Raw genomic sequence first — 19,284 nt, 5'->3', positions numbered from 1 at the left:
GCCCACCCATCTACTTATCTGGGCTATCGCTCTTCTGGGCAAGCGGCCTTATGGACAATTCCACTTCAGGATAATCGGGCGCGCTCTGCCAGCCATTGGGACGCAGCTCATGCCGACATTGTCGTGCCGAAATAGCTGCGCAGCGCCTCCACCACCCGCCGCACCTTCTCCGGGATCTCCCGCTGCGGCGTGATGGCGTGGATCTCCATCGGTGCAACCCGAAAACCGGGCAGCAGTTCGAGCAGCCGCCCCAGCGCCAGATCCTCACCAATCTCCCCCTCCGGTTGCAGCGAGATCCCCTGCCCCGCCAGCGCAAACTGGCGCAGCGGCAACACGTTGTTGCAGAGCACCTTGGGCTTGAACCTGACCCTGTGTTCGCCCCCCTTCTCATCAAGTAGCAGCAAACCGTTGCCCAGCATGTCGCCACAGAGCCAGTCGTGAGTCGCCAGATCGGCGGGCGTGCGTGGCGTCCCCTTGCGCGCCAGATAGGCGGGGGCGGCGCAGAGCAACATCCGGGTCTGGCCCAGCTTGCGGGCCACCAGGGTCGAGTCGGGCAGGCTGCCGACCCGCAGCGCCACGTCGATCCGCTCGGCAATCAGATCCCGCTTCTCGTCGTCGGCGATGATCTGGATGGTGAGACCGGGGTGGGCCTGCAACAGCGGCGAGAGGGCCAGTGCCAGCGGTTGGCCCGCCATCCCCACCGGGGCGGTGATCCGCACTTCACCGAGCAGGGCGTCGCGCACCTCGGAAAGGCGCAGCTCGGTCTCGCTCAGGGTCTGCTGCAACGCCCTGCACCCTTGCCACACCACCTCTCCCGCCTCGGTCAGACTGAGGCGACGGGTAGAGCGATGGAGCAGGGTCAGCCCGAGCAGGCTCTCCAGCTGGCTAATATGCTGACTGACCGCAGAGGGGGTCATGCCGAGGGATTTGGCCGCACCTGTCATGCTGCCTGCCTCCACCACGGCGGCGAAGATGGCGTAACGTCTGAGCTGCTCCATTATTAAATCCAGCTTATAAGTGAATGCATTTTTGAGTTGATTATTAAATCACATCCGAGGGCGTAGGATAGCCTCATTCCAACAGTGAAGGAGAGTTCCCCATGAAGATTGCCCTGATCGGTGCCAGCGGTTTTGTCGGTTCAGCCATCCTCAACGAGGCCGTCAGCCGCGGCCATCACGTCACCGCCATCGTCCGCGATGTCAGCAAGGTGGCCGCCCATCCGCAAGTCACCGCCGTGGCGGTCGATGCCCAGAACCCGGATGCACTGGCCGAGGTGCTCAAGGGGCACGATCGGGTGATCAGCGCCTACAACCCGGGCTGGACCACACCGGATATCTATGAGCAGTATCTGAAAGGCGCCAACGCCATCGTAGCCGCCGCCGTGCAGGCCAACAGCTGGTTGCTGGTAGTAGGGGGTGCTGGCAGTCTGGAGATTGCCCCCGGCGTGCAACTGGTGGATACCCCGGAATTTCCGGCCGAGTGGAAACAAGGCGCACTGGCGGCCCGCGACGGTCTCACTGCCCTGCGCCGTGAAACTGCCCTCGACTGGCGCTTTGTCTCTCCCCCGGTGTTCCTGGAACCGGGTGAGAAGCGCGGCGGCTATCGACTGGGTGGCGATCAGGTGCTCTTTAGTGGCGAGCAGCCCGCCGGGATCACCGCCGGTGATCTGGCCGATGGGGTGCTGAACGAGGCGGAAAAACCGGCTCACCTGCGTCAGCGCTTTACCCTGGGTTACTGAGCGCCAACAGGCGGTTAAGGCCTGACATTCGCGCTCACTCCCCTGATCCCTCGATCAGGTGATAAACCGCTCAACCAGAAGGGAGGCATCCGCCTCCCTTCTGTTTTGGTGATTTTGCCGCTGGCAGCTTGCCTCTGGTTGCCCTCAACAGGGCGCCCTACATGGGGCGCACCATCCGCAGCACTATGCATCACACTAGGTTGGCCAGGCTGGCGGCAGCAGTCAGGGACTGCCAGCGCCCACCAGCTCACCCGGGTCAAGACATGGTCAAATGATGTGACATCGATAGCGTCGGGTTACTTCTTGCCAAAACCCGACTGCTTGAGGGTATAGCTTGCGTTGTTTTGCCAGGCATCCAGACCGCTGCGGTTATTGCCCGCCACCAGACTGGCCGCCAGACTCGGGCTGTTGAACAGCTGATCGGCGGTAAAGACAAAACCGCCCTGACTGCGGGGCACAATGATCCCCTTCTCCAACAACTCCAGCCGCAGCTCGATCACCGCTTCGCGCAAAGAGGCGGCATCCTCGCCATTGGCGGTGGATCCCGCCAGCACCATAAAGCCCGGATTTTGCCGCTTGCCCACCGGATAACCGTGGGCCTCGGCCCCCTTGCCGTTGAAGTGGTAGAGCTCGCGCTCCCCCGGCCGGTTGTCGGCGAGTGCCTTTTGCAGGGTCATCAGCTCGTTGTAGATCTCGATGGGGACGACGGCAGCCTGCTTGTTGCCCTTGCTATCGATGATAAAACTGACTTGCTTGTGTAACATCCTTGCTCATCCTGTGACCCATGGAAGCCTCTATTCTAACCACCTCGGGCAACCATGATCCAGCGAGGATCCACTGCTCTTTTGCCGCCTTGATCACTAACTGGCACTCTTGATCAACAGCAAGGCTGTGTTGATCATTGGCGGCCGTGGTAGCGTAACTACCATGATGAAAGCCATTGACCATCAAACGGTTATCCCATGCTGACCCTGCGCAACCTCTGCAAGAGCTTTGATAACGGCAGTGAACGACTGCCGCTGTTCCACCATCTCGATCTCGCCCTCCCCGCTGGCGAGATCACCCTGTTGCTGGGCCAAAGCGGCTGCGGCAAGTCAACCCTGCTCAATCTGATCGCCGGTCTGATTGCGCCGGACGAAGGGGAGATCTGGCTGGGAGAGACCCGTATCGACACCCGATCACCCGACGAGCGGGCACGGCTGCGTGGCCGCCATTTCGGCATCGTCTATCAGGATTTCAACCTGCTGCCGACCCTGAACGTGGCCGAGAATCTGGCCCTGCCACTGGCCATCAACGGTCTGCCACAAGATGAGACCAGGATTGACCGCTTGCTGCAACAGCTCGATATGGCCCACAAGCGCCATGCCTGGCCGGAGCAGCTCTCCGGTGGCCAGCGACAGCGGGTGGCGCTAGCCCGCGCCCTCATTCATCAGCCCACGTGGCTGCTCGCCGACGAACCCACCGGCAGCCTTGATGAGCACAATGCCGAACAGGTGATGGCGCTGATGATAGCGGCGGTGCGCGACACCGGTGCAGGCTTGCTGCTGGTGAGCCACAACCCGGCCTACGCTGCCCTGGCCGACAGGGTGCTGCGCCTCGAAGGGGGTCTGCTGATCGAACTCAAGGGGCCCCGTCATGACTAAGCGGCGACTGCGTCTGCTGGTGGCCCGCTGATGTTGCCACTCAAAGCGCTGCTGCGCCTCTATCGCAGCCACCCCTGGCTGCTGTTGATGAGTCTGGCCGGGCTGGTGCTGGGGGTCTCGCTGGTGGTGGCCATCGAGCTGCTCAATCACAGCGCACGCACCAACTTTGTCGCCGCCCGCAGCCAGCTGGCAGGAGAGGCCAACTACCGGCTGGCCCCCGCTGGCGGGCTGGATGAACAGCTTTACGTGCAATTGGTGACAAGCCAGCCCGCCCTCGATGCCATGCCCCAGCTCCATGGTTGGCTCAAGGATGAGCAGGGTCGCAGCTTTCAACTGCTGGGGATGGATCTCTTCAACCCCGGCCCCCTGCGTCAGCTGTTTGGCACCCGGCCTGATAGCGACCCCGCCTTCTCCTTAAACCGTGCCGACAGCGTCTGGCTGGCAGCCCCCGAAGCAGATCGCCTTCGCTGGCAACCGGGCCAGAGCCGCCGCTTTGTGCTGGGGGGCAGCGACGGCGCAAGCGCCCGAATCCTGACCCTGACGCTGGCAGGCACGTTTGAACCGGGCGCCGTGCCCATGGAGCGGCTGCTGGTGACCGATATCGGCCTCGCCCAGCCGCTGCTGGATAAAGCGGGTCGGCTCGATCGCATCCTCTTCAAGCTAAGCGACGCTGAGGCGCGCACCCTGCAGGCAACCCTGCAAACCCGTTACCCCAACCAGCCCTTGTGGCTTGAGCCCATCAGCCCGGCGCTCGATGCCAGCCAGCTTGGCGATGCGCTGGCCCTCAACCTGACTGCGCTGTCATTGCTCGCCATGGCGGTGGGCCTGTTTCTGGTGTTCAACGCCCAGCGATTTGTCCAGAGCGTGCGCCGCCCCCAGCTGGCCCAGCTGATCATTCTGGGGATGCCACCGAGTCGGGTGCTTGGCTGGCTCATCCTGGAGCTCGTTATTCTCGCCACAATCGGCACCCTGCTCGGGGTACTGCTCGGCAGCCTGTTGGCGCTGGCACTAATGGGGCAACTGACCCAGGCGCTGGCCGATCTCTATGGGCCCAACCCCATCGATCTGCTTCGCCTCTCCCCTGTGAGCCTGCTCAAGGCGCTGTTGATCGGGCTGCTCGGCACGCTGGCCGCCAACCTGCCCGGCTGGTGGCAACTGCTGCGCCAATCCCCCCTCGAACTGCGCGCTGGCAGCAGCCGTCCCCCCGCTCACCCGTGGCGACGGCGCGTGCTGGCCATCGCCATCTTGCTGCTGTGCGCTCTGTGCCTGTGGTTGCCGCAAACCGGTCTCACTGGCGCCCTCTTTATCGCCGGTGGCTGGCTGCTGGCCATGGCGCTCTGGCTGCCCGATGCCCTGCGCGGCCTGCTTGGCTGGTTGCGACGGCGCGCGGGCGGCCCCCTTACCGCCCGGCTCGGGGTGGCCGAGACCCTCTATCACCTCGATCGCACCGCCATCGCGGTGATGGCGTTGCAGCTCGCCATCGCGGCGGCCATCGGCATCGGCGTCATGGTGTCGAGCTTTCGCTCCAGCGTGGAGATCTGGCTCGGCCAGCGTCTGGCCGCCGATCTCTATGTCACCGCCCCCAAGGGGGTGGCGGGCAACAAGGGCACCTTGAGCAACACAACCCTCGAGACCCTGCTCGCCAATCCTCTGGTGAGCGCCGCCTCGCGCCGCTCGGTGCATCCGGCCCGCTGGCAGGGGCAGCCCATCGAGTGGGCGCAGATGGATTTTATCCCCCAGCTTAAAGCGGCCTATCCGCTGCTGGCCGGGCGCTGGCCGACCCGCCCCGACGAAGTGCTGGCGAGCGAGCCGCTGACGGTGCGCCTCGGGGTCAAGGTGGGCCAGACATTGGCGATCAGCGGCGAGCAGGGGCCAAGGCAGTTCACCGTCACCGGCGTCTATCAGGACTACGGCAGCGACAAGGGGCAGATCCTGCACGCCTTCGAGGCGGGAGCGGTGCAATCCCTCGCCCTCTTTAGCGACGACCCCGAGCAGTTGGCCGATCGCCTGCGCGAGCGCTTTGGCGAGCAGATCAATCTGCTCTCCGCCCCCGCCATCCACAGCGCGGCGCTCAAGGTGTTTGACCAGACCTTTGTGGTGACCGAGTTATTGAAATTGCTGATCCTCGGTATCGCCTTTGTCGGCATTGGCTCGGCTTTTATGGTGCTGGGGCTGGCGCGCCGTGGCGAGCTGCAGATCTTGCAGAGTCTGGGCTTGAGCCCCCGCCACTGCCGCCAGCTGCTGGTGTGGCAAGGAGCGGGATTGGGGCTGCTCACCGCCCTGCTGGCCCTGCCGGTGGGGTATGGCCTTGCCTGGGTGCTGATCGAGGTGGTCAACCCCCGCGCCTTTGGCTGGCGCCTCGCCTTCGAGGCCGCCCCCCTTCATGCGGTCACCGCCCTGTTGCTGGCGCCTGTCTGTGGCGCACTGGCCTCCTGGTATGCGGCAAGGAGAGTGGTATGACATATCGGTTAGCGCACTGGCTCAGCCATAGCTTGAAGCTCCTATTAACCACGTCCCTCTCTCCGCCCCTTCTTCAGCGCAAAGAAGAGCACTGTGCGGCATTGAACCATCCCCTCTCCCTTCGGGAGAGGGCCAGGGTGAGGGGGATCTTGTCCTCCTTACGGCCCCTGTGGCTCGCCACCCTCTTGCTCCCGCTGATTGCAATGATTGGCAGCGCGCAGGCCAGCGATCTGGGCGCCCTGCTCGGCGGCGGCAACGACAGCTTCAAAAAAGTGCTGCCGGGGCAAACCATCAAATTGCCGGAGGATCACGCCGCACACCCCGATTACCGCTCCGAGTGGTGGTATCTCACCGGCAACCTCAAGGATGAACAGGGGCGCGAATATGGCATGCAGTGGACCCTGTTTCGCCAGGGTATCGAGCAAGAACTCCGCACCAGCAACCCCTGGCTCACCCCCCAGCTCTGGCTGGCCCAGTTTGCCATCACGGATCTCGACCGTGGCAGCCACCAGCAAGATGAACGGGCCAGTCGGCAGGGACCGGGACTGGCGGGGGCCAGCGGCGGCCAATATTGGCTCAGGGAGTGGCGGCTTGCCTCCCAAGGGGCGGCGCTGTTCCCCGCCACCCTCAAGGTACAGAGCAAGATTGGCGAGCTGAACCTCACCGTCACTGCCGCCAAGCCGCTGGTGCTGCAAGGCAAGGCGGGTTACAGCGAGAAGAGCCCGGGCAACGCCTCCTTTTACTACTCCTACCCGCGCCTCACTCTTCGCGGCACCCTGACTCGCGATGGCGAAACCCGCACCGTCACCGGACAAGGCTGGTTTGATCACGAGTGGAGCAGCTCGGTATTGGCCGAGTGGCAATCGGGTTGGGACTGGTTTTCGCTGCAACTGGCCGATGGCCGCGAGCTGATGCTGTTTCGCCTGCGCACCAAGGCGGGCCGCGCTAATCCCGAAAACCAGCCCGAAAACCGTTACGGCATTTTGATTGAACAAGATGGCAGCAGCCGGGTGCTCGCCCCCGACGCCATTCGCCTCACTCCGGGCAACACCTGGCGCGGCCCCAAGGGGCAAGCGTACCCCGTCGAGTGGCAGCTAAACGCCGCCGGAATGACCCTCACCATCAAAGCCCGTCAGCCCAATCAGGCCATGACCGGCCGCTTTGACTACTGGGAGGGTGCGGTCTCGGTCTCGGGAGATGCCAAGGGCGTCGGCTATCTGGAGATGACGGGCTACTGAGCCTTGCCCAATTCTCCCCTCTAATGGCAGCCCACTCGCCATCAAAAACCCCGGCCAGGCCGGGGTAACAACACAGTGCTGGGGCGGGATATCAAGACGGGATCAGGGCTGCTTGTCGCCCACCATCATCAGGCCATGTTGTTCGGGGAAGCCCACCACCAGGGTCGTCTTGCGTGTATCCGGCATCTCGAACGCGGCGACGTAGGCCGTTGCCCCCTCTTTGGCCTTGGCCAGGCCCAGCATCCACTTGTTCTCAAGCGGGCTGAGATCGCTTGATGCCTTGAAGCTGCACTTGCCAAACCCGCTCAGGATGAGCTTGCTGAGCCCCTTGCCAGACTCCGCACTGCCCTTGCCGGTCAGGGTACAGCCCGCCTTGGGAAATTCGATCCCCAGAGTCAGGGAGCCGCCGTTGTTGGTGCTGCGGGTCAGCCCCACCATGGCATCACCAAAGCCGGCGTCCTCTGCCACCCGCCAGCTGTCGCTGGTGATCGTCCGGGTGGCAAGCTTGTTCACGGCAAGGTGGCCGATCCAGTCGCGATAGAGGGCGGTGCTCTGATCCGGATCCCGGAACTGGGTGCCAGTACGGCTGAAGTCAAAGGTCCAGCGCTTGACCTCCTTGCCATCCAGATCGGTTACCGCTTTGTCTTGAAAGCTGATGAGGTTGTGGTCGTTGCTCTGGGCATCGAGCCGCTTGCCCCGCACCGAGGTGCGCTCCAGCAGCACCGGATAGATGCCATCCTTGTTCTCTTTCTGGGCAACCTGCCCGATCCATTGCGAAGAGGTAATCGACTTGCCATCGTTCTCGACCCAGATGCCCCAGTGCTGCTGGTCATCCCCCTTGGGATAGACCAGCGCCAATCCTTCCAGCCCCTTGATCATCTTGAGCGGCCCCTGATCGCCATCGCGGCTGAGCAGGTTCGCCTCATAGACGCCGGCATCGGACAAGGGCAACGGTGCGCGTTTGGCGATGCTGTTGGCCGCCTTCTCGCTGTCGCAGGCGGACAGGGCGGCGGTGCAGGCGATGGCCAGCACGGCTTTGTGGTGCATTCAATCGCTGCTGAATTTACTGGAGTAAGGGTCCGCCGATCGACGCAAGATCTGTAACCAGCGGTTACAAGGCATTGATGAGCAAGAGATAACACATGACGTGCTTGGCCGAGCGGAGCAGCAACAAGAAGAGAAGCCATCTTCCCTCCTCCCATTTCTCTCGACCTTTCCACGTCAAAATCTGACCGCCATCAAGATTTCATTCAAATCCCACGTAACGGCTGTGTTTTTACTCAACAAGAGAGGTCAGCGTTTGATAGGCTACTCATCCGACCCTTAGAGCCCCAAAGGCAGCCAAGGAGTGGTTATGGTTTATCCATCTTCAATTTGGTTAAAAAGAGCACTCAGGGAGCTGAAACCCCGTGCGGTAGCTATATCGTTCAACAAATAATATATTAGATAATACTTATATTTATGACAGAAAATCATTATATGACATATTGTTAAAATAATTTAATGGAAAACATTTATTAACAATCCACCCAAATGAAAATACATCTTAAAAAGATATATGTAAGAAATTTAAAGTTATATGATTTTAAATAAACATCAATATTTAATTGCCTACGGTTTACATATAAAATGAATAAAACATCTCATGAATTAGCGATTGAAATATCCAAGAAATATGAAGCCAGAGCCTATAATGAGGCTGATACTCGGCATAAGATAATAGATGAAATCATCCATGGTGTGTTATGTTGGCCAAAAACACATACTTTTCATGAAAGCTACATTTCTCCGGGTTATGCTGATTACAGGCTGAAACGATCCAATGGTGATGACTTAATATTCTTAGAAGCTAAGAAAGAAGGAGTATACTTTAACCTCCCAAACAATTTTAACGGTCATAAACTATCAAGGCACATTTTAGTTAAAACATTGCTGACTGACAATAATATAAAAGAGGCTATGGAACAAGTACGTACATATTGCATGGAGGAAGGTTGTGAATTTGCAGGAATAACTAATGGCCATGAATGGATATTTTTTAAGACATTTGAGAAAGGAAAAAACTGGAGGAATTTAAAGGCCTTAGTGATTAAGGATAACTCGTATTTTTCTAAAGAATTTATTGACGCAATAAATATACTTGGATATGAATCAATAAAATCTGGAGCACTAAAACACCAAACAGGCTCTATCGGCCGACAAAATAGAGAATTATTCTATCCGAAGGACAAAATATCCTCGTATGATAGTGAGGTTAGCTCAAACGAATATGCAAAAGAACTGAGACCTTTTGCAAAGAAATATTTTGGTGCAATTGATGTCTCTGCACGAGAATTTATGGAGTCTTGCTATGTAACTCATAGAGACTATGAAAATGCATTCAACAACTTTAGAGGAATTATAAAAGACACACTGTCTCCATATTTTGAAGAGAGAGGCATCCAGGATTCAGTAGACACCGAAAAGGGAGGGGCTTTTGGAAATCGAATAGCAAAGAGCTTGCAAAATAAAAAAACGGGAGATGTTATAATTTTATTTGGAGGAAAAGGGGCAGGAAAGTCAACTTTCTTAAGAAAATTACTCTATCACAACCCGCCACAATATCTATCTAAGCACTCTAGAGTTGCAATAGCAGACTTGCTTAAAGTACCAGAAAGTAAATCTAAAATTCATGATTCAATATGGGAGCAAATAATTAACCATCTTGATGTCGATGAGCTACTTAAGGGAGATAGATCAACACTCTTGAGTCTATTTGATGATAGATATGATATGGCTAAGCGTCAGTTACTTTATGGAATCAATGAAGAAACTGAAAACTACAATATTAAACTCAACGATATGGTCAGAGAATGGAAAAATGACCGCAAGTATGTTGCATCGCGCCTTGTTGAGTATTGGAGAAAAAAACATAAAGGTTGCATAATTGCAGTAGATAACACAGATCAATACCCTCATGATTTACAAGACTTCTGTTTCACTACAGCACATGAAATTGCCGACACTTTAGAGTGTTTAGTTGTAATATCAATGAGAGAGGAACGTTTTCATGCATCACGAATCCATGGAACTCTTGATGCATATCAAAATTCAGGATTTCATATTAGCTCTCCAATAACACAAGCTGTATTTGAAAAAAGAATAAACTATATACTTGCTAGAATTAACAGCGATGAATTTTGTGAGGCAGAATTTGGGGTTGATGCAACTTCGCAAAAAGCAAAAGATATTAAGCGGCTTTTCCATATATTAAAAAATGAATTTTCAAATATAACTAACTCACCATTAACAGATTTTTTAAATGCTTGTGCGCATGGGAACATTAGACTTGCACTTGAGCTATTTCGAGATTTTTTAAAGTCTGGTTACACTAATGTTGGTGAAATGGTATCAACAACTAAACTATGGACTCTACAGATACACCAAGTATTAAAACCCGTAATGATTCCATATAGATTTTTCTATGATGAATCTCAAAGTAGCATCCCTAATATTTTTCAAATTAGAAATAAACAAAATGGTTCACATTTTACTGGATTAAGAATTCTGAAGAAACTTTCTGATGGCATTGACCCATCGAATCCATTCTATCTCTCAATCGGTGAATTAAAAGAGCATTTTTCAGAAAGATATAATATGGTCGATGATTTTGAAAAAAACATTGATATTTTTCTGAAGTGGGACCTTGTCGAATCCAATAATCGACTAGATAGCTACTCTAATGAAGTGGATAGTATAAAAATCACGAACTATGGACTCTATATCTACAATAATCTTTCATCATTCTTTACCTATATAGAGCTTGTTTCCTCAGATTGTGGGATATTTGATGAAACTATAGCTAACGATATAGTTTCACTGTCTATTGATGATTTTAAGTTGTTCAAAGATAGAAAACGAATAGAGAGAGTAAATACTAGATTGAAAAAAGCCGAGGTTTTTATTAAATATCTTTTGAAAGAAGAGGAGGAGGAGATACGTCTTTTTGGGGATGAGCAGACAGCGTTCATACCGGCAATTTTAGAAAAATTCGCATCAGAAAAAGAAGCTGTTATCAAGAGCGCGAACCGTCAGAAAATTTAACCGACATACATTAAATACGTGAACACAACATATAAATTGCAACGTTTCATTTTTTCATATGGTTAACCATTTTTAACCACCGTTTTACGACGATACTATATGGAGATATAGTATCGTCGAATATAATTTAAAAATTCATTACCATATTGATGAACCATACTCGACATATAAATATTTCATGGTCTTTAGACTTCAGCTTAAAAACATGAATTGTATGTACAGATATATTGGCGAAAATTCACTTCCTCCCGCCCCCCAGCGATTGAATAAACGCCAGGGTGCGGCGATTAAACTGCTCCGGCTGCTCCACATTACAGACATGGCCGCACTGCTGGATCACCGCCAGCGAGGAGCTGGCATCGCGGGCCACCTGCTCGCGTACCGGCGCCAGAAACATATGATCCTCTTCCCCCATCACATAAAGGGTGGGAATGGGCAGGGAGCGTTCGCGGAAGTAGCGCATCAGCGGGTTGACCTCGGTGGCGAGGCGGAACCAGCGTTTGAACTCTTTCTGGCAGAGCTTGCGGGCCTCGCGCACAAACAGGTTGCGCGACTCCTGATGGCGCTGGCGCGGCATGATGATGAAGGCGAACAGCCGGTAGAGCCACATATAGGGCAGGATATGCTGGCCGAGTCGGCCCAGCTGTACCAGCACCCGCGAGCGGATATCGAGCCGCAGTATGGCGCCCCCCAATACCATGCTCTTGACCCGCTCCGGGCAGAGCTCGGCCAGATGGCGAATAAGGATGGTGCCAAGGGAGATACCGACAAAGTGGGCGCGGCGGATATTGAGATGATCGAGCAACCGAACGATATCTTCGGTCACTTCCCGAAAGCTGTAATGGCCCTTGACCACCTGTTGCAGCTGGTGGGACTGGCCGTGGCCACGCAAGTCCAGCAGCAGTACGTTGAAGTGTTCGCGATAGGCGCGCAGCTGTTTGAACCAGATGGAGGAGCTGCCACCGGCGCCGTGGACAAACACGACCCAATCCCGTTCGGGGCCAAGCTCAAAGGTCTTGTGATACAGCATCTTGCGACTCCCTCATCGACGGCATTGGGGTATAGTAGGCGCGCATCTTAGCAGATAATTTCAGCAAAAAAATACGTTTACATGGTAACCGGCAAGGAGCGTGAGGATGGAGTTGACGAGTTTGAGGGCCTTTCTGCTCACCCTGCCTGGCACGCAGGAAGACACCCCGTTTGGCCCGGAGATCCTGGTCTACCGCATCGCGGGCAAGATGTTCGCGCTGGTGGATTGGCAGGCCGAACCGCTCACCATCAACCTCAAATGCGAGCCCGAACTAGCCCTGCTGCTGCGCGAGATCCACCCCGAAGTCAAACCAGGCTGGCATATGAACAAGCAGCACTGGAACACGGTGACCTTAACCGATGCACTGCCGGACGATCTCTGGCAAGGCTGGGTGCACCACTCCTATGAACGGGTTATCGCGGGTCTGCCCAAAGCCAAACGGCCGCAGGCGCCGCAACCCCTCCAACCTACTGACGGCAAGGCCCCATGACCCCAGCACTGCGTATTGTCCCGCTCAGCGAGCCACATATTCCCGCCCTCGTTACCCTGTTTGAGCAGGCGGTGCGGCGCAGCGGCCCCGAGCACTACAGCGCCGAACAGGTGGAGCAGTGGGCACTCGGCGCGCACCATCCCGGCTTTGTCAGCCAGCTGCGCGAGCATCACGGCTGGGTGGCGGAGCTTGGAAATGTGCCCCTCGGTTTTGTCACCCTGAGTGCGGATGGCCACCTCAGCTTGCTCTATGTGGGCGCCGACCATCAACGGCAGGGGTTGGGCAATCTGCTGCTCACCACGGCGCTGGCGGGCGCCCGGGCACAGGGTCTGCAGCGCATCACCACCGAGGCCAGCGCCTTCAGTTATGAGCTATTTTTACGACATGGCTTTGTGTTGACCGGACTGGAGTGCGTGGAGCGGGGCGGAGTCAGTTTTACGCGCCATCGCCTGCACTGCTGCTTGCCAAGCTAGGTCAAGTCACTAAAATACGCTTAATTTTCGTATTGTTACTGTATTGAGGCAGCAACCATGGTGGTAGAAAGTGAAGGCTATATCTCGCTGATCGAGTATCTGGTGGAGAGTCTGGGATTGTTTGAATCCCAACAGCAGAGCAACGGTGAAGAGACCATCGAAGATCTGGTCAGTGGCCGTGTTGCCAGCAACCTGATGGCTATTTGCGAGCAAAACCCGCAGATCGATCCCAAGGTGCGTTTTGCCATCATGCAGGAGGCCGACGCCGTGGTCGCCGATCTGGAAGAGGTGCTCTCTGCCGTCTGGCTGCGCGCCCCGACCCCGGAACAAAAAGCCTTCCTCATCGAGTTTATTGACCTTATCAAGAACCTCTTCGACAGCGCGATCGCCTGATCTGCCGCCCGGTTCTCCCGTCCAACGCAAGGTTTTAAAACACGCAGATATGAAAAGGGCCGCCTTGGTGGGCAGCCCTGCTTGCTATCACTTTCAATCCCCCCATGCGTTCATTCATTGGGTGGTTATCAAGGCAAGAAATGTGTCTGGACTTTGCATCCGATCCATGGACGCTACCTAGTTAGTCCCGCCTAATAGCAATAAGTTCCCGCCAGACAGCATTTATTTTCACTTTTTTAAGAAAATCCCTACAGCGCGGTTCAGCGGTTCAGACTTGGCGGCAAACAGATGCCAATGCCACCCAATCCGCAGTATCCGTCCGGGTTCTTCGCCAGATATTGCTGATGGTAATCCTCGGCGTAATAGAAGGGCGCCAGCGGCAGAATGCGGGTGGTAATGGCACGACTGTCGCCGCTTGCCGCCATCGCCTGCTGATAGGCCGCCATGCTCTGCTGGGCAATGATCTGCTGGCTCTCGTCGCCATAGAAGATCACCGAGCGGTACTGAGTGCCCACATCGCCCCCCTGCCGCATCCCCTGCGCCGGATCGTGCTGCTCCCAAAACAGTCTCAGCAGATCGCCGTAGCTGATAACAGCGGGGTCAAACACCACCTGCACCGTCTCGGCATGGCCGGTCAGCCCGCTGCACACCTCTTTGTAGCTGGGATTCTGGGTGACGCCGCCCTGATAACCGGCCGCGGTGGAATAGACCCCCGGTTGCTGCCAGAACAGGCGCTCCACACCCCAGAAACAGCCCATGCCAAACCAGGCCACCGCCATCCCCTCCGGCCAGGGGCCCTGGGTCGGGTTGCCGTTCACCCCATGTTGCTGACCAATCACCATCGCTTCGCGTCGTCCCGGCAGGGCATCTGCCGGTGAAATAATCTGTTCCATGAATCCTGTCCTTGTATAAAACCCTGTGAAATCACACAGCTGACGAAAAGGAGCATCGAAGATAGCAGTTTATCGCGCCGGATCAACCGGCGGGCCCCCTCCCCGCGCGCCCCATAGTGCCATCTGCACCTCCCTACCCCCTTTTCCCGATCCGCACGGCTCGGCCGCCCCAAGTAGACCAGAAACAGCCAAAATCAATATTTAGTCTTGATTTGTGAATTAATTTTCATATATTGAGCCAATCGCTGTTTTTTTATGGAAGAAATATCAAGTGCGTGAACGCGAACCCAGTCTGGTCAATGCCTTTCGGCAATCCACCCCCTATGTCAATGTGCATCGGGGTGCCACGTTTGTGCTGATGATGGGGGGAGAAGCCATCAGCCACCCCAATTTTGCCAATATCGTCAGCGATATCGCCCTGCTGCAGACACTGGGCATACGTCTGGTACTGGTGTTTGGTTCACGGCCGCAAAATGACGAGGCGCTGGCCCATGCGGGCATCGAGGCCCAATACCACAGACGCACTCGCGTTACCGATGGTGATAGCTTCGCCATCATCAAGCAGGTGTGTGGCGGCCTGCAATACGACATCACAGCCCAGCTCTCCATGGGGCTGGCCAACACCCCGATGCAGGGGGCGCGGATCAGCGTGGTGAGTGGCAACTTCGTCACCGCCCAGCCGCTGGGGGTGGATGATGGCATCGACTTTTGCCACAGCGGCCGGGTGCGCCGCATCGACGTGGAGGGGATCACCCGCCAGCTCGATCAGAAGAGCCTGGTGCTGATCTCCCCCATCGGCTGCTCGGTCACCGGCGAGAGCTTCAACCTCAGCTCGGAAGAGGTGGCCCGCCGGGTGGCGGTGGATCTCAAAGCGGACAAGCTCATCTGCTTCAGCAGCACCCAGGGGGTAATGGACAGACGCGGCGAAGCCATCTCCGAGCTCTTCCCCGAGCAGGCCGAAGAGCTGCTGGTGGAGCTGGAGCAGGCGGGGGAAGAGATGTCCGGCACCGCCCGCTACCTGCGCGCGGCCATTGCCTCCTGCCGCGGCGGGGTGCCCCGCTCCCATCTGGTGAGTTATCAGGATGACGGCGCCATGCTGCAGGAGCTGTTCAGCCGCGACGGCCTCGGCACCCAGATCGTGCGGGAAAGTGCCGAGCAGGCCCGCGCCGCCACCATCGAGGATATCGGCGGCATTCTGGATCTGATCCGCCCGCTGGAAGAAGAAGGCATTCTGGTGCGCCGCTCCCGCGAGCAGCTGGAGATGGAGATCGACAAGTTCACCATCATAGATCGCGATGGCCTGATCATCGGCTGCGCGGCGCTCTACTGCTTTATGGAAGAGGCGATGGCAGAGATGGCCTGCGTTGCCATCCACCCCGACTATCGCAACTCCAACCGGGGGGATCAGCTGGTGGCCAAGGTGGCCGAGCGGGCCAAGCGGCTCGGCATTCGTCGCCTGTTCGTGCTCACCACCCGCTCCATTCACTGGTTCCGGGAGCGGGGCTTCGATCCGCTGGAAGTGGAAGATCTGCCGGTGGCGCGCCAGCGTCTCTACAACTGGCAGCGCCGCTCCAAGGTTTTGTCAAAGACCATTGTCTAAGCCGTTGATTCTGTGTTGAGTTAGCTGACAATTTGAACTTTTTCACAAACTCGATTGACAGTGCAATCCAACGCAGGGTATTTCTAAATGCACTCCACCGCCATGGTGGAGCCAGAAGAGGAGCGCTGCCCAGGCAGCTCAAGGGAGGACGCCAGCGTCCGGTGAACTTGGGTCAGGGGGAGCAGCGCCGAGACGAGTGAGGAGACTGGTGACCTCAACGTCGGCTGCGGGGGCTGAATCCCCCGGGTTGTCATCGGTAGTGATCATCCCACACCGCGCCCTGTCAGGGGCGGTACGGGATGGGCTCTGCAGGTGGAGTGCTTCTGGCCGGGATAGCTTCGTTCATTCCTGCCATTTTCAGCCTCCTCCTCTCTTTTTTGCCCGATGGAACCGGAATCTTAAAATAAGACAGGAGTAAGCAATGAGCCCGATCAATGTCGCCAAGTTTGGCGGAACCAGTGTCGCCAACGCCGCGGCCATGAATCACTGCGCCGATATCGTACTGGCCAATCCCGCTACCCAGGTGGTGGTACTGAGCGCCAGTGCCGGTGTCACCAACCTGCTGGTCGCCCTGGCACAAGGGGAGCTGGACGAAGCGGGCCGCGACGAGCAGCTGGCCAAACTGGCAGGGATCCAGCAGGCCATTCTGGCGGATCTCGGCAACCCCGGCGATGTGAGCGCCCTCATTCATGGCCAGCTCGACGAGATCCGCCTGATGGCCCAACAAGCGCATCAACATACCGATGCAGAGCTGGCGGATCGCCTCATCGCCTGCGGCGAGCTGATGTCTACCCGCCTCTTTACCGAGCTGCTGCGCCAGCGCGGCGTCAAGGCCCACTGGCAGGATGTGCGCCAGCTGATGCGCACCGACAGCCGCTTTGGCAAGGCCACCGTCGATCTGGCCACCACCCGTACCCTCTGCCAGCAGACACTGGGCCCGCAGCTTGGCGACAGCCTGATCATCACCCAGGGCTTTATCGGCGCCGATGGCGATGGTCGCACTACCACGCTCGGTCGCGGCGGCTCTGACTACAGCGCGGCCCTGCTCGCCGAAGCGCTCAATGCCGCCAGTATCGAGATCTGGACCGATGTGCCTGGCATCTACACCACGGATCCGCGCCTGGTCGCCCGTGCCCGCCCCATTCCCGAAATCAGCTTTGTCGAGGCGGCCGAGATGGCCACCTTCGGCGCCAAGGTGCTGCACCCCGCCACCCTGCAACCGGCGGTGCGCCAGAATATTCCGGTGTTTGTCGGCTCCGCCAAGGATCCCGCAGCCGGTGGCACCTGGATCCGCGCCAGCACAGATTCAAGTCCGCTGTTTCGCGCCGTTGCCCTGCGCCGCCAACAGGTGCTGGTAACCCTGCACAGCCTCAACATGTTCCACGCCTACGGCTTTCTGGCCGAAGTGTTCGGCATTCTGGCCCGTCACCGCATCTCGGTGGATCTCATCACCACCTCGGAAGTGAGCGTGTCACTGACGCTGGATCACACCGGCAGCCAGAGCAACGGCGAGCCGATCCTGAGCGACAAGGTACTAGCCGAGCTGGGGCAACTCTGCAAGGTGGAGGTGGAAACCGGTCTGGCACTGGTGGCGCTGATTGGCAACCGGATGAGCGAAGTGAACGGGGTGGGCAGTCAGGTCTTTGACGCCCTGCGCGAGCACAACATCCGAATGATCTGCTACGGCGCCAGCGCCCATAACCTCTGCTTCCTCGTCAAAGAGGGCGAGGCGGGCAATATCGTCAACCGCCTCCATCAGGAGTTGCTGGACTAACCACTTGAGCAAGCTGATCAGATAAGGGTCGCAGAGCGGCATACAACAGGGCGCCTTTTGCTAAACCAGCAAAAGGCGCCCTGTTTATTGGCAGACCCGGTTTTTAGCCAGATCCGTTATTGAACCCTGTATTAAACCGTGTAACTCAAGCGAGAGACGTGGCAGGCAGCTGGCAGGCCACGGCTTCGCGGCGCAGCTGCTGCAAGCGGGCGCGCAGTCCGGTCTGGCCCAGCTCCGTCTCCTGAGGGGATAGATTATCCACCAGCAGCAGATAGTGATCCGTCACCGCCTGCAACAGCCAGTCGAGACGGCGCAGGGTCAGCGGGCCACAGCTCTTGCCGCTCAGATCGTCTGCCACATCGAGCCGGTGACTGCGATACATGTCCCGCCACCAGTTGGCAACCAGCGCCTCGTCGCTCGCCAGCGCGGCACTCCACTCTCCTTGCAAGGTATGCAGTCTGGCCAGCACCGGCGCACTGGCCCCTTCGCGGGTAAGGTGATGGATCTCGCGCTTGACCCACTGAAGACAAAGCTCGCGCCAGTAGCGAAACTGCGGCAAGGGATCGGCCTCATCGAGCCAGAGCCCTGACAGAGTGCGGGTCTCCAGCCGCTCCGGCACATGAAACTGCGGATCAACCAGACCGTTGGAGTTGTATTCAAAGCGAGGATCGAAGGTCCACATGTAGCCAAAATCGAACACACTGATCTGTTCGCCGTCGTCGAGCAGGTTGCCCGGGCTCGGGTCCCAGTCAAACCAGCCCCAGCGCGCCAGCTCCCCCTGCACCTCCAGCATCTGGGCCAGATTGCGCTCGTTGAGCTGATGGACCGGCACGCCCCGCAGCCAGGGTGAGACCAGCACCCCGGCGCGGGCAGAGCCAAAGCTGGTACAGACCACATGGGAGAGGATGGTGGGGTGCAGCTCGCGCAGCGCCTCGATTTCGCGCCGCCGCTCCAGCTCGGTCAGAAAGGCAGTTTTGCCATCGAGGTTGGCCACCAGCGAAGCCTGACGCCGCCGCTTGAGACACCAGTGATGCCCCTCCACCTTGAGGTGAAACACCTCGGCGGTGAGACCGTGGCGATAGACCTTGATCACGGTCGGATGGGTATCCTTCAGTCTGACCAGCTGAGCCAGCGGCAGCGGGCAGTCGCGCTCGCGTCCGATCCGGATCTCTTCCTTGCTCTCCAGCATGCGCAGCAATCTGGCCTGACGCGCCATCACCTTAGGATTCATACATATACCTCCTGTCGCTATTGAGAGACTAAACAGCGCTCCCCTCCCAGGCCAGCGGCAAAACCCCATGATGACGCTTTCATCACATATTCCGTGCAACCCCTCGATCGGGATCACAATTTGCAGGGTTGAACAGTAACCAAATATTCATTAAACGGTCATTAAATTGACAAGCTGGAACAAGGCCCGCACCATCGGGTCAAACCCTATACGGATGAACGATCTCTCCCCCACTCGC

The 19,284-nt window shown here is 57.3% G+C and carries 16 protein-coding genes and 1 riboswitch; of the genes, 10 read left to right on the top strand and 6 right to left on the bottom strand.

The genetic code is table 11. The features are described from left to right. Nucleotides 1-107: 107 nt before the first annotated feature. The gene (locus BN1135_RS04760) at nucleotides 108-998 is read right to left on the bottom strand and encodes a LysR family transcriptional regulator (protein WP_042019206.1); all 891 of its coding nucleotides are present in this window, start codon (nucleotides 996-998) and stop codon (nucleotides 108-110) included. A gap of 101 nt (nucleotides 999-1,099) precedes the next feature. Between BN1135_RS04760 and BN1135_RS04755 the strand changes: the two genes are divergently transcribed. Next, entirely contained in the window at nucleotides 1,100-1,738 is a 639-nt protein-coding gene (locus BN1135_RS04755; protein ID WP_042019204.1) for an NAD(P)-dependent oxidoreductase, read from the top strand. A gap of 296 nt (nucleotides 1,739-2,034) precedes the next feature. On the opposite strand, the gene BN1135_RS04750 is transcribed toward BN1135_RS04755, so the two are convergent. Beyond that, on the bottom strand, nucleotides 2,035-2,502 hold the full coding sequence (locus tag BN1135_RS04750) for a DUF4357 domain-containing protein (RefSeq protein ID WP_042019202.1): 468 nt from the start codon (nucleotides 2,500-2,502) through the stop codon (nucleotides 2,035-2,037). Nucleotides 2,503-2,700: 198 nt separating this feature from the next. On the opposite strand from BN1135_RS04750, the gene BN1135_RS04745 reads away from it, so the two are divergent. The 3 genes from BN1135_RS04745 (at nucleotide 2,701) to BN1135_RS04735 (ending at nucleotide 7,079) form a co-directional block, all read left to right on the top strand. Further along, complete coding sequence (locus tag BN1135_RS04745; RefSeq protein ID WP_042019198.1) at nucleotides 2,701-3,381, top strand: ABC transporter ATP-binding protein; 681 nt, start codon at nucleotides 2,701-2,703, stop codon at nucleotides 3,379-3,381. Between the two features lie 30 nt (nucleotides 3,382-3,411). Then, a complete protein-coding gene (locus BN1135_RS04740; RefSeq protein ID WP_042019196.1) occupies nucleotides 3,412-5,841 on the top strand; it encodes an ABC transporter permease in 2,430 nt (809 codons plus the stop codon). Between the two features lie 185 nt (nucleotides 5,842-6,026). Continuing rightward, on the top strand, nucleotides 6,027-7,079 hold the full coding sequence (locus BN1135_RS04735; RefSeq protein WP_082186737.1) for a lipocalin-like domain-containing protein: 1,053 nt from the start codon (nucleotides 6,027-6,029) through the stop codon (nucleotides 7,077-7,079). Nucleotides 7,080-7,181: 102 nt separating this feature from the next. Here BN1135_RS04735 and BN1135_RS04730 read toward each other — a convergent pair whose 3' ends face one another. Beyond that, nucleotides 7,182-8,126 carry a hypothetical protein gene (locus BN1135_RS04730; RefSeq protein ID WP_042019195.1) on the bottom strand — a complete coding sequence of 315 codons (945 nt, stop codon included), beginning with the start codon at nucleotides 8,124-8,126 and terminating at the stop codon, nucleotides 7,182-7,184. Nucleotides 8,127-8,708: 582 nt separating this feature from the next. Between BN1135_RS04730 and BN1135_RS04725 the strand changes: the two genes are divergently transcribed. Then, a complete protein-coding gene (locus BN1135_RS04725) occupies nucleotides 8,709-11,162 on the top strand; it encodes a hypothetical protein (RefSeq protein ID WP_042019193.1) in 2,454 nt (817 codons plus the stop codon). A 238-nt stretch (nucleotides 11,163-11,400) separates the two neighbouring features. Here the strand turns inward: BN1135_RS04725 and BN1135_RS04720 are convergent, their stop codons facing one another. Continuing rightward, complete coding sequence (locus tag BN1135_RS04720) at nucleotides 11,401-12,192, bottom strand: alpha/beta fold hydrolase (protein WP_042019191.1); 792 nt, start codon at nucleotides 12,190-12,192, stop codon at nucleotides 11,401-11,403. 106 nt (nucleotides 12,193-12,298) lie between these two features. Between BN1135_RS04720 and BN1135_RS04715 the strand changes: the two genes are divergently transcribed. From BN1135_RS04715 to BN1135_RS04705, 3 genes are read left to right on the top strand one after another with little or no spacing between them, the layout of a single operon-like run. After that, nucleotides 12,299-12,682 carry an MmcQ/YjbR family DNA-binding protein gene (locus tag BN1135_RS04715; RefSeq protein ID WP_042019188.1) on the top strand — a complete coding sequence of 128 codons (384 nt, stop codon included), beginning with the start codon at nucleotides 12,299-12,301 and terminating at the stop codon, nucleotides 12,680-12,682. Then, entirely contained in the window at nucleotides 12,679-13,155 is a 477-nt protein-coding gene (locus BN1135_RS04710) for a GNAT family N-acetyltransferase (protein ID WP_042019187.1), read from the top strand. The genes BN1135_RS04715 and BN1135_RS04710 overlap by 4 nt, the downstream gene beginning before the upstream one ends. 57 nt (nucleotides 13,156-13,212) lie before the next feature. Next, on the top strand, nucleotides 13,213-13,548 hold the full coding sequence (locus tag BN1135_RS04705; protein ID WP_042019186.1) for a DUF3802 family protein: 336 nt from the start codon (nucleotides 13,213-13,215) through the stop codon (nucleotides 13,546-13,548). A gap of 260 nt (nucleotides 13,549-13,808) precedes the next feature. Here BN1135_RS04705 and msrA read toward each other — a convergent pair whose 3' ends face one another. After that, a complete protein-coding gene (gene msrA, locus BN1135_RS04700) occupies nucleotides 13,809-14,441 on the bottom strand; it encodes a peptide-methionine (S)-S-oxide reductase MsrA (RefSeq protein ID WP_042019184.1) in 633 nt (210 codons plus the stop codon). A gap of 271 nt (nucleotides 14,442-14,712) precedes the next feature. Here msrA and argA point away from each other — a divergent pair, with 271 nt between their 5' ends. Together argA and lysC are read left to right on the top strand one after the other, a co-directional pair. Continuing rightward, nucleotides 14,713-16,041, top strand: a complete 1,329-nt coding sequence (argA, locus tag BN1135_RS04695; RefSeq protein WP_042019181.1) for an amino-acid N-acetyltransferase — start codon at nucleotides 14,713-14,715, stop codon at nucleotides 16,039-16,041. A gap of 107 nt (nucleotides 16,042-16,148) precedes the next feature. Beyond that, a riboswitch (Lysine riboswitch) is annotated at nucleotides 16,149-16,372 on the top strand. Between the two features lie 90 nt (nucleotides 16,373-16,462). Next, on the top strand, nucleotides 16,463-17,815 hold the full coding sequence (lysC, locus tag BN1135_RS04690) for a lysine-sensitive aspartokinase 3 (protein ID WP_042019179.1): 1,353 nt from the start codon (nucleotides 16,463-16,465) through the stop codon (nucleotides 17,813-17,815). 145 nt (nucleotides 17,816-17,960) lie between these two features. On the opposite strand, the gene BN1135_RS04685 is transcribed toward lysC, so the two are convergent. Beyond that, complete coding sequence (locus tag BN1135_RS04685) at nucleotides 17,961-19,046, bottom strand: protein kinase family protein (protein WP_042019176.1); 1,086 nt, start codon at nucleotides 19,044-19,046, stop codon at nucleotides 17,961-17,963. Nucleotides 19,047-19,284 lie beyond the last annotated feature (238 nt).

Source organism: Aeromonas sobria (assembly GCF_000820145.1).
Lineage (GTDB): Bacteria > Pseudomonadota > Gammaproteobacteria > Enterobacterales > Aeromonadaceae > Aeromonas > Aeromonas sobria.
Note: the sequence above shows the minus strand (reverse complement) of the source record. Positions and strands in the feature narration are given on the sequence as shown.

Coding starts and splice junctions, on each gene's coding strand:
- BN1135_RS04760 (WP_042019206.1), bottom strand. CDS start 998: ATGGAGCAGCTCAGACGTTACGCCATCTTCGCCGCCGTGGTGGAGGCA.
- BN1135_RS04755 (WP_042019204.1), top strand. CDS start 1,100: ATGAAGATTGCCCTGATCGGTGCCAGCGGTTTTGTCGGTTCAGCCATC.
- BN1135_RS04750 (WP_042019202.1), bottom strand. CDS start 2,502: ATGTTACACAAGCAAGTCAGTTTTATCATCGATAGCAAGGGCAACAAG.
- BN1135_RS04745 (WP_042019198.1), top strand. CDS start 2,701: ATGCTGACCCTGCGCAACCTCTGCAAGAGCTTTGATAACGGCAGTGAA.
- BN1135_RS04740 (WP_042019196.1), top strand. CDS start 3,412: ATGTTGCCACTCAAAGCGCTGCTGCGCCTCTATCGCAGCCACCCCTGG.
- BN1135_RS04730 (WP_042019195.1), bottom strand. CDS start 8,126: ATGCACCACAAAGCCGTGCTGGCCATCGCCTGCACCGCCGCCCTGTCC.
- BN1135_RS04725 (WP_042019193.1), top strand. CDS start 8,709: ATGAATAAAACATCTCATGAATTAGCGATTGAAATATCCAAGAAATAT.
- BN1135_RS04720 (WP_042019191.1), bottom strand. CDS start 12,192: ATGCTGTATCACAAGACCTTTGAGCTTGGCCCCGAACGGGATTGGGTC.
- BN1135_RS04715 (WP_042019188.1), top strand. CDS start 12,299: ATGGAGTTGACGAGTTTGAGGGCCTTTCTGCTCACCCTGCCTGGCACG.
- BN1135_RS04710 (WP_042019187.1), top strand. CDS start 12,679: ATGACCCCAGCACTGCGTATTGTCCCGCTCAGCGAGCCACATATTCCC.
- BN1135_RS04705 (WP_042019186.1), top strand. CDS start 13,213: ATGGTGGTAGAAAGTGAAGGCTATATCTCGCTGATCGAGTATCTGGTG.
- msrA (WP_042019184.1), bottom strand. CDS start 14,441: ATGGAACAGATTATTTCACCGGCAGATGCCCTGCCGGGACGACGCGAA.
- lysC (WP_042019179.1), top strand. CDS start 16,463: ATGAGCCCGATCAATGTCGCCAAGTTTGGCGGAACCAGTGTCGCCAAC.
- BN1135_RS04685 (WP_042019176.1), bottom strand. CDS start 19,046: ATGAATCCTAAGGTGATGGCGCGTCAGGCCAGATTGCTGCGCATGCTG.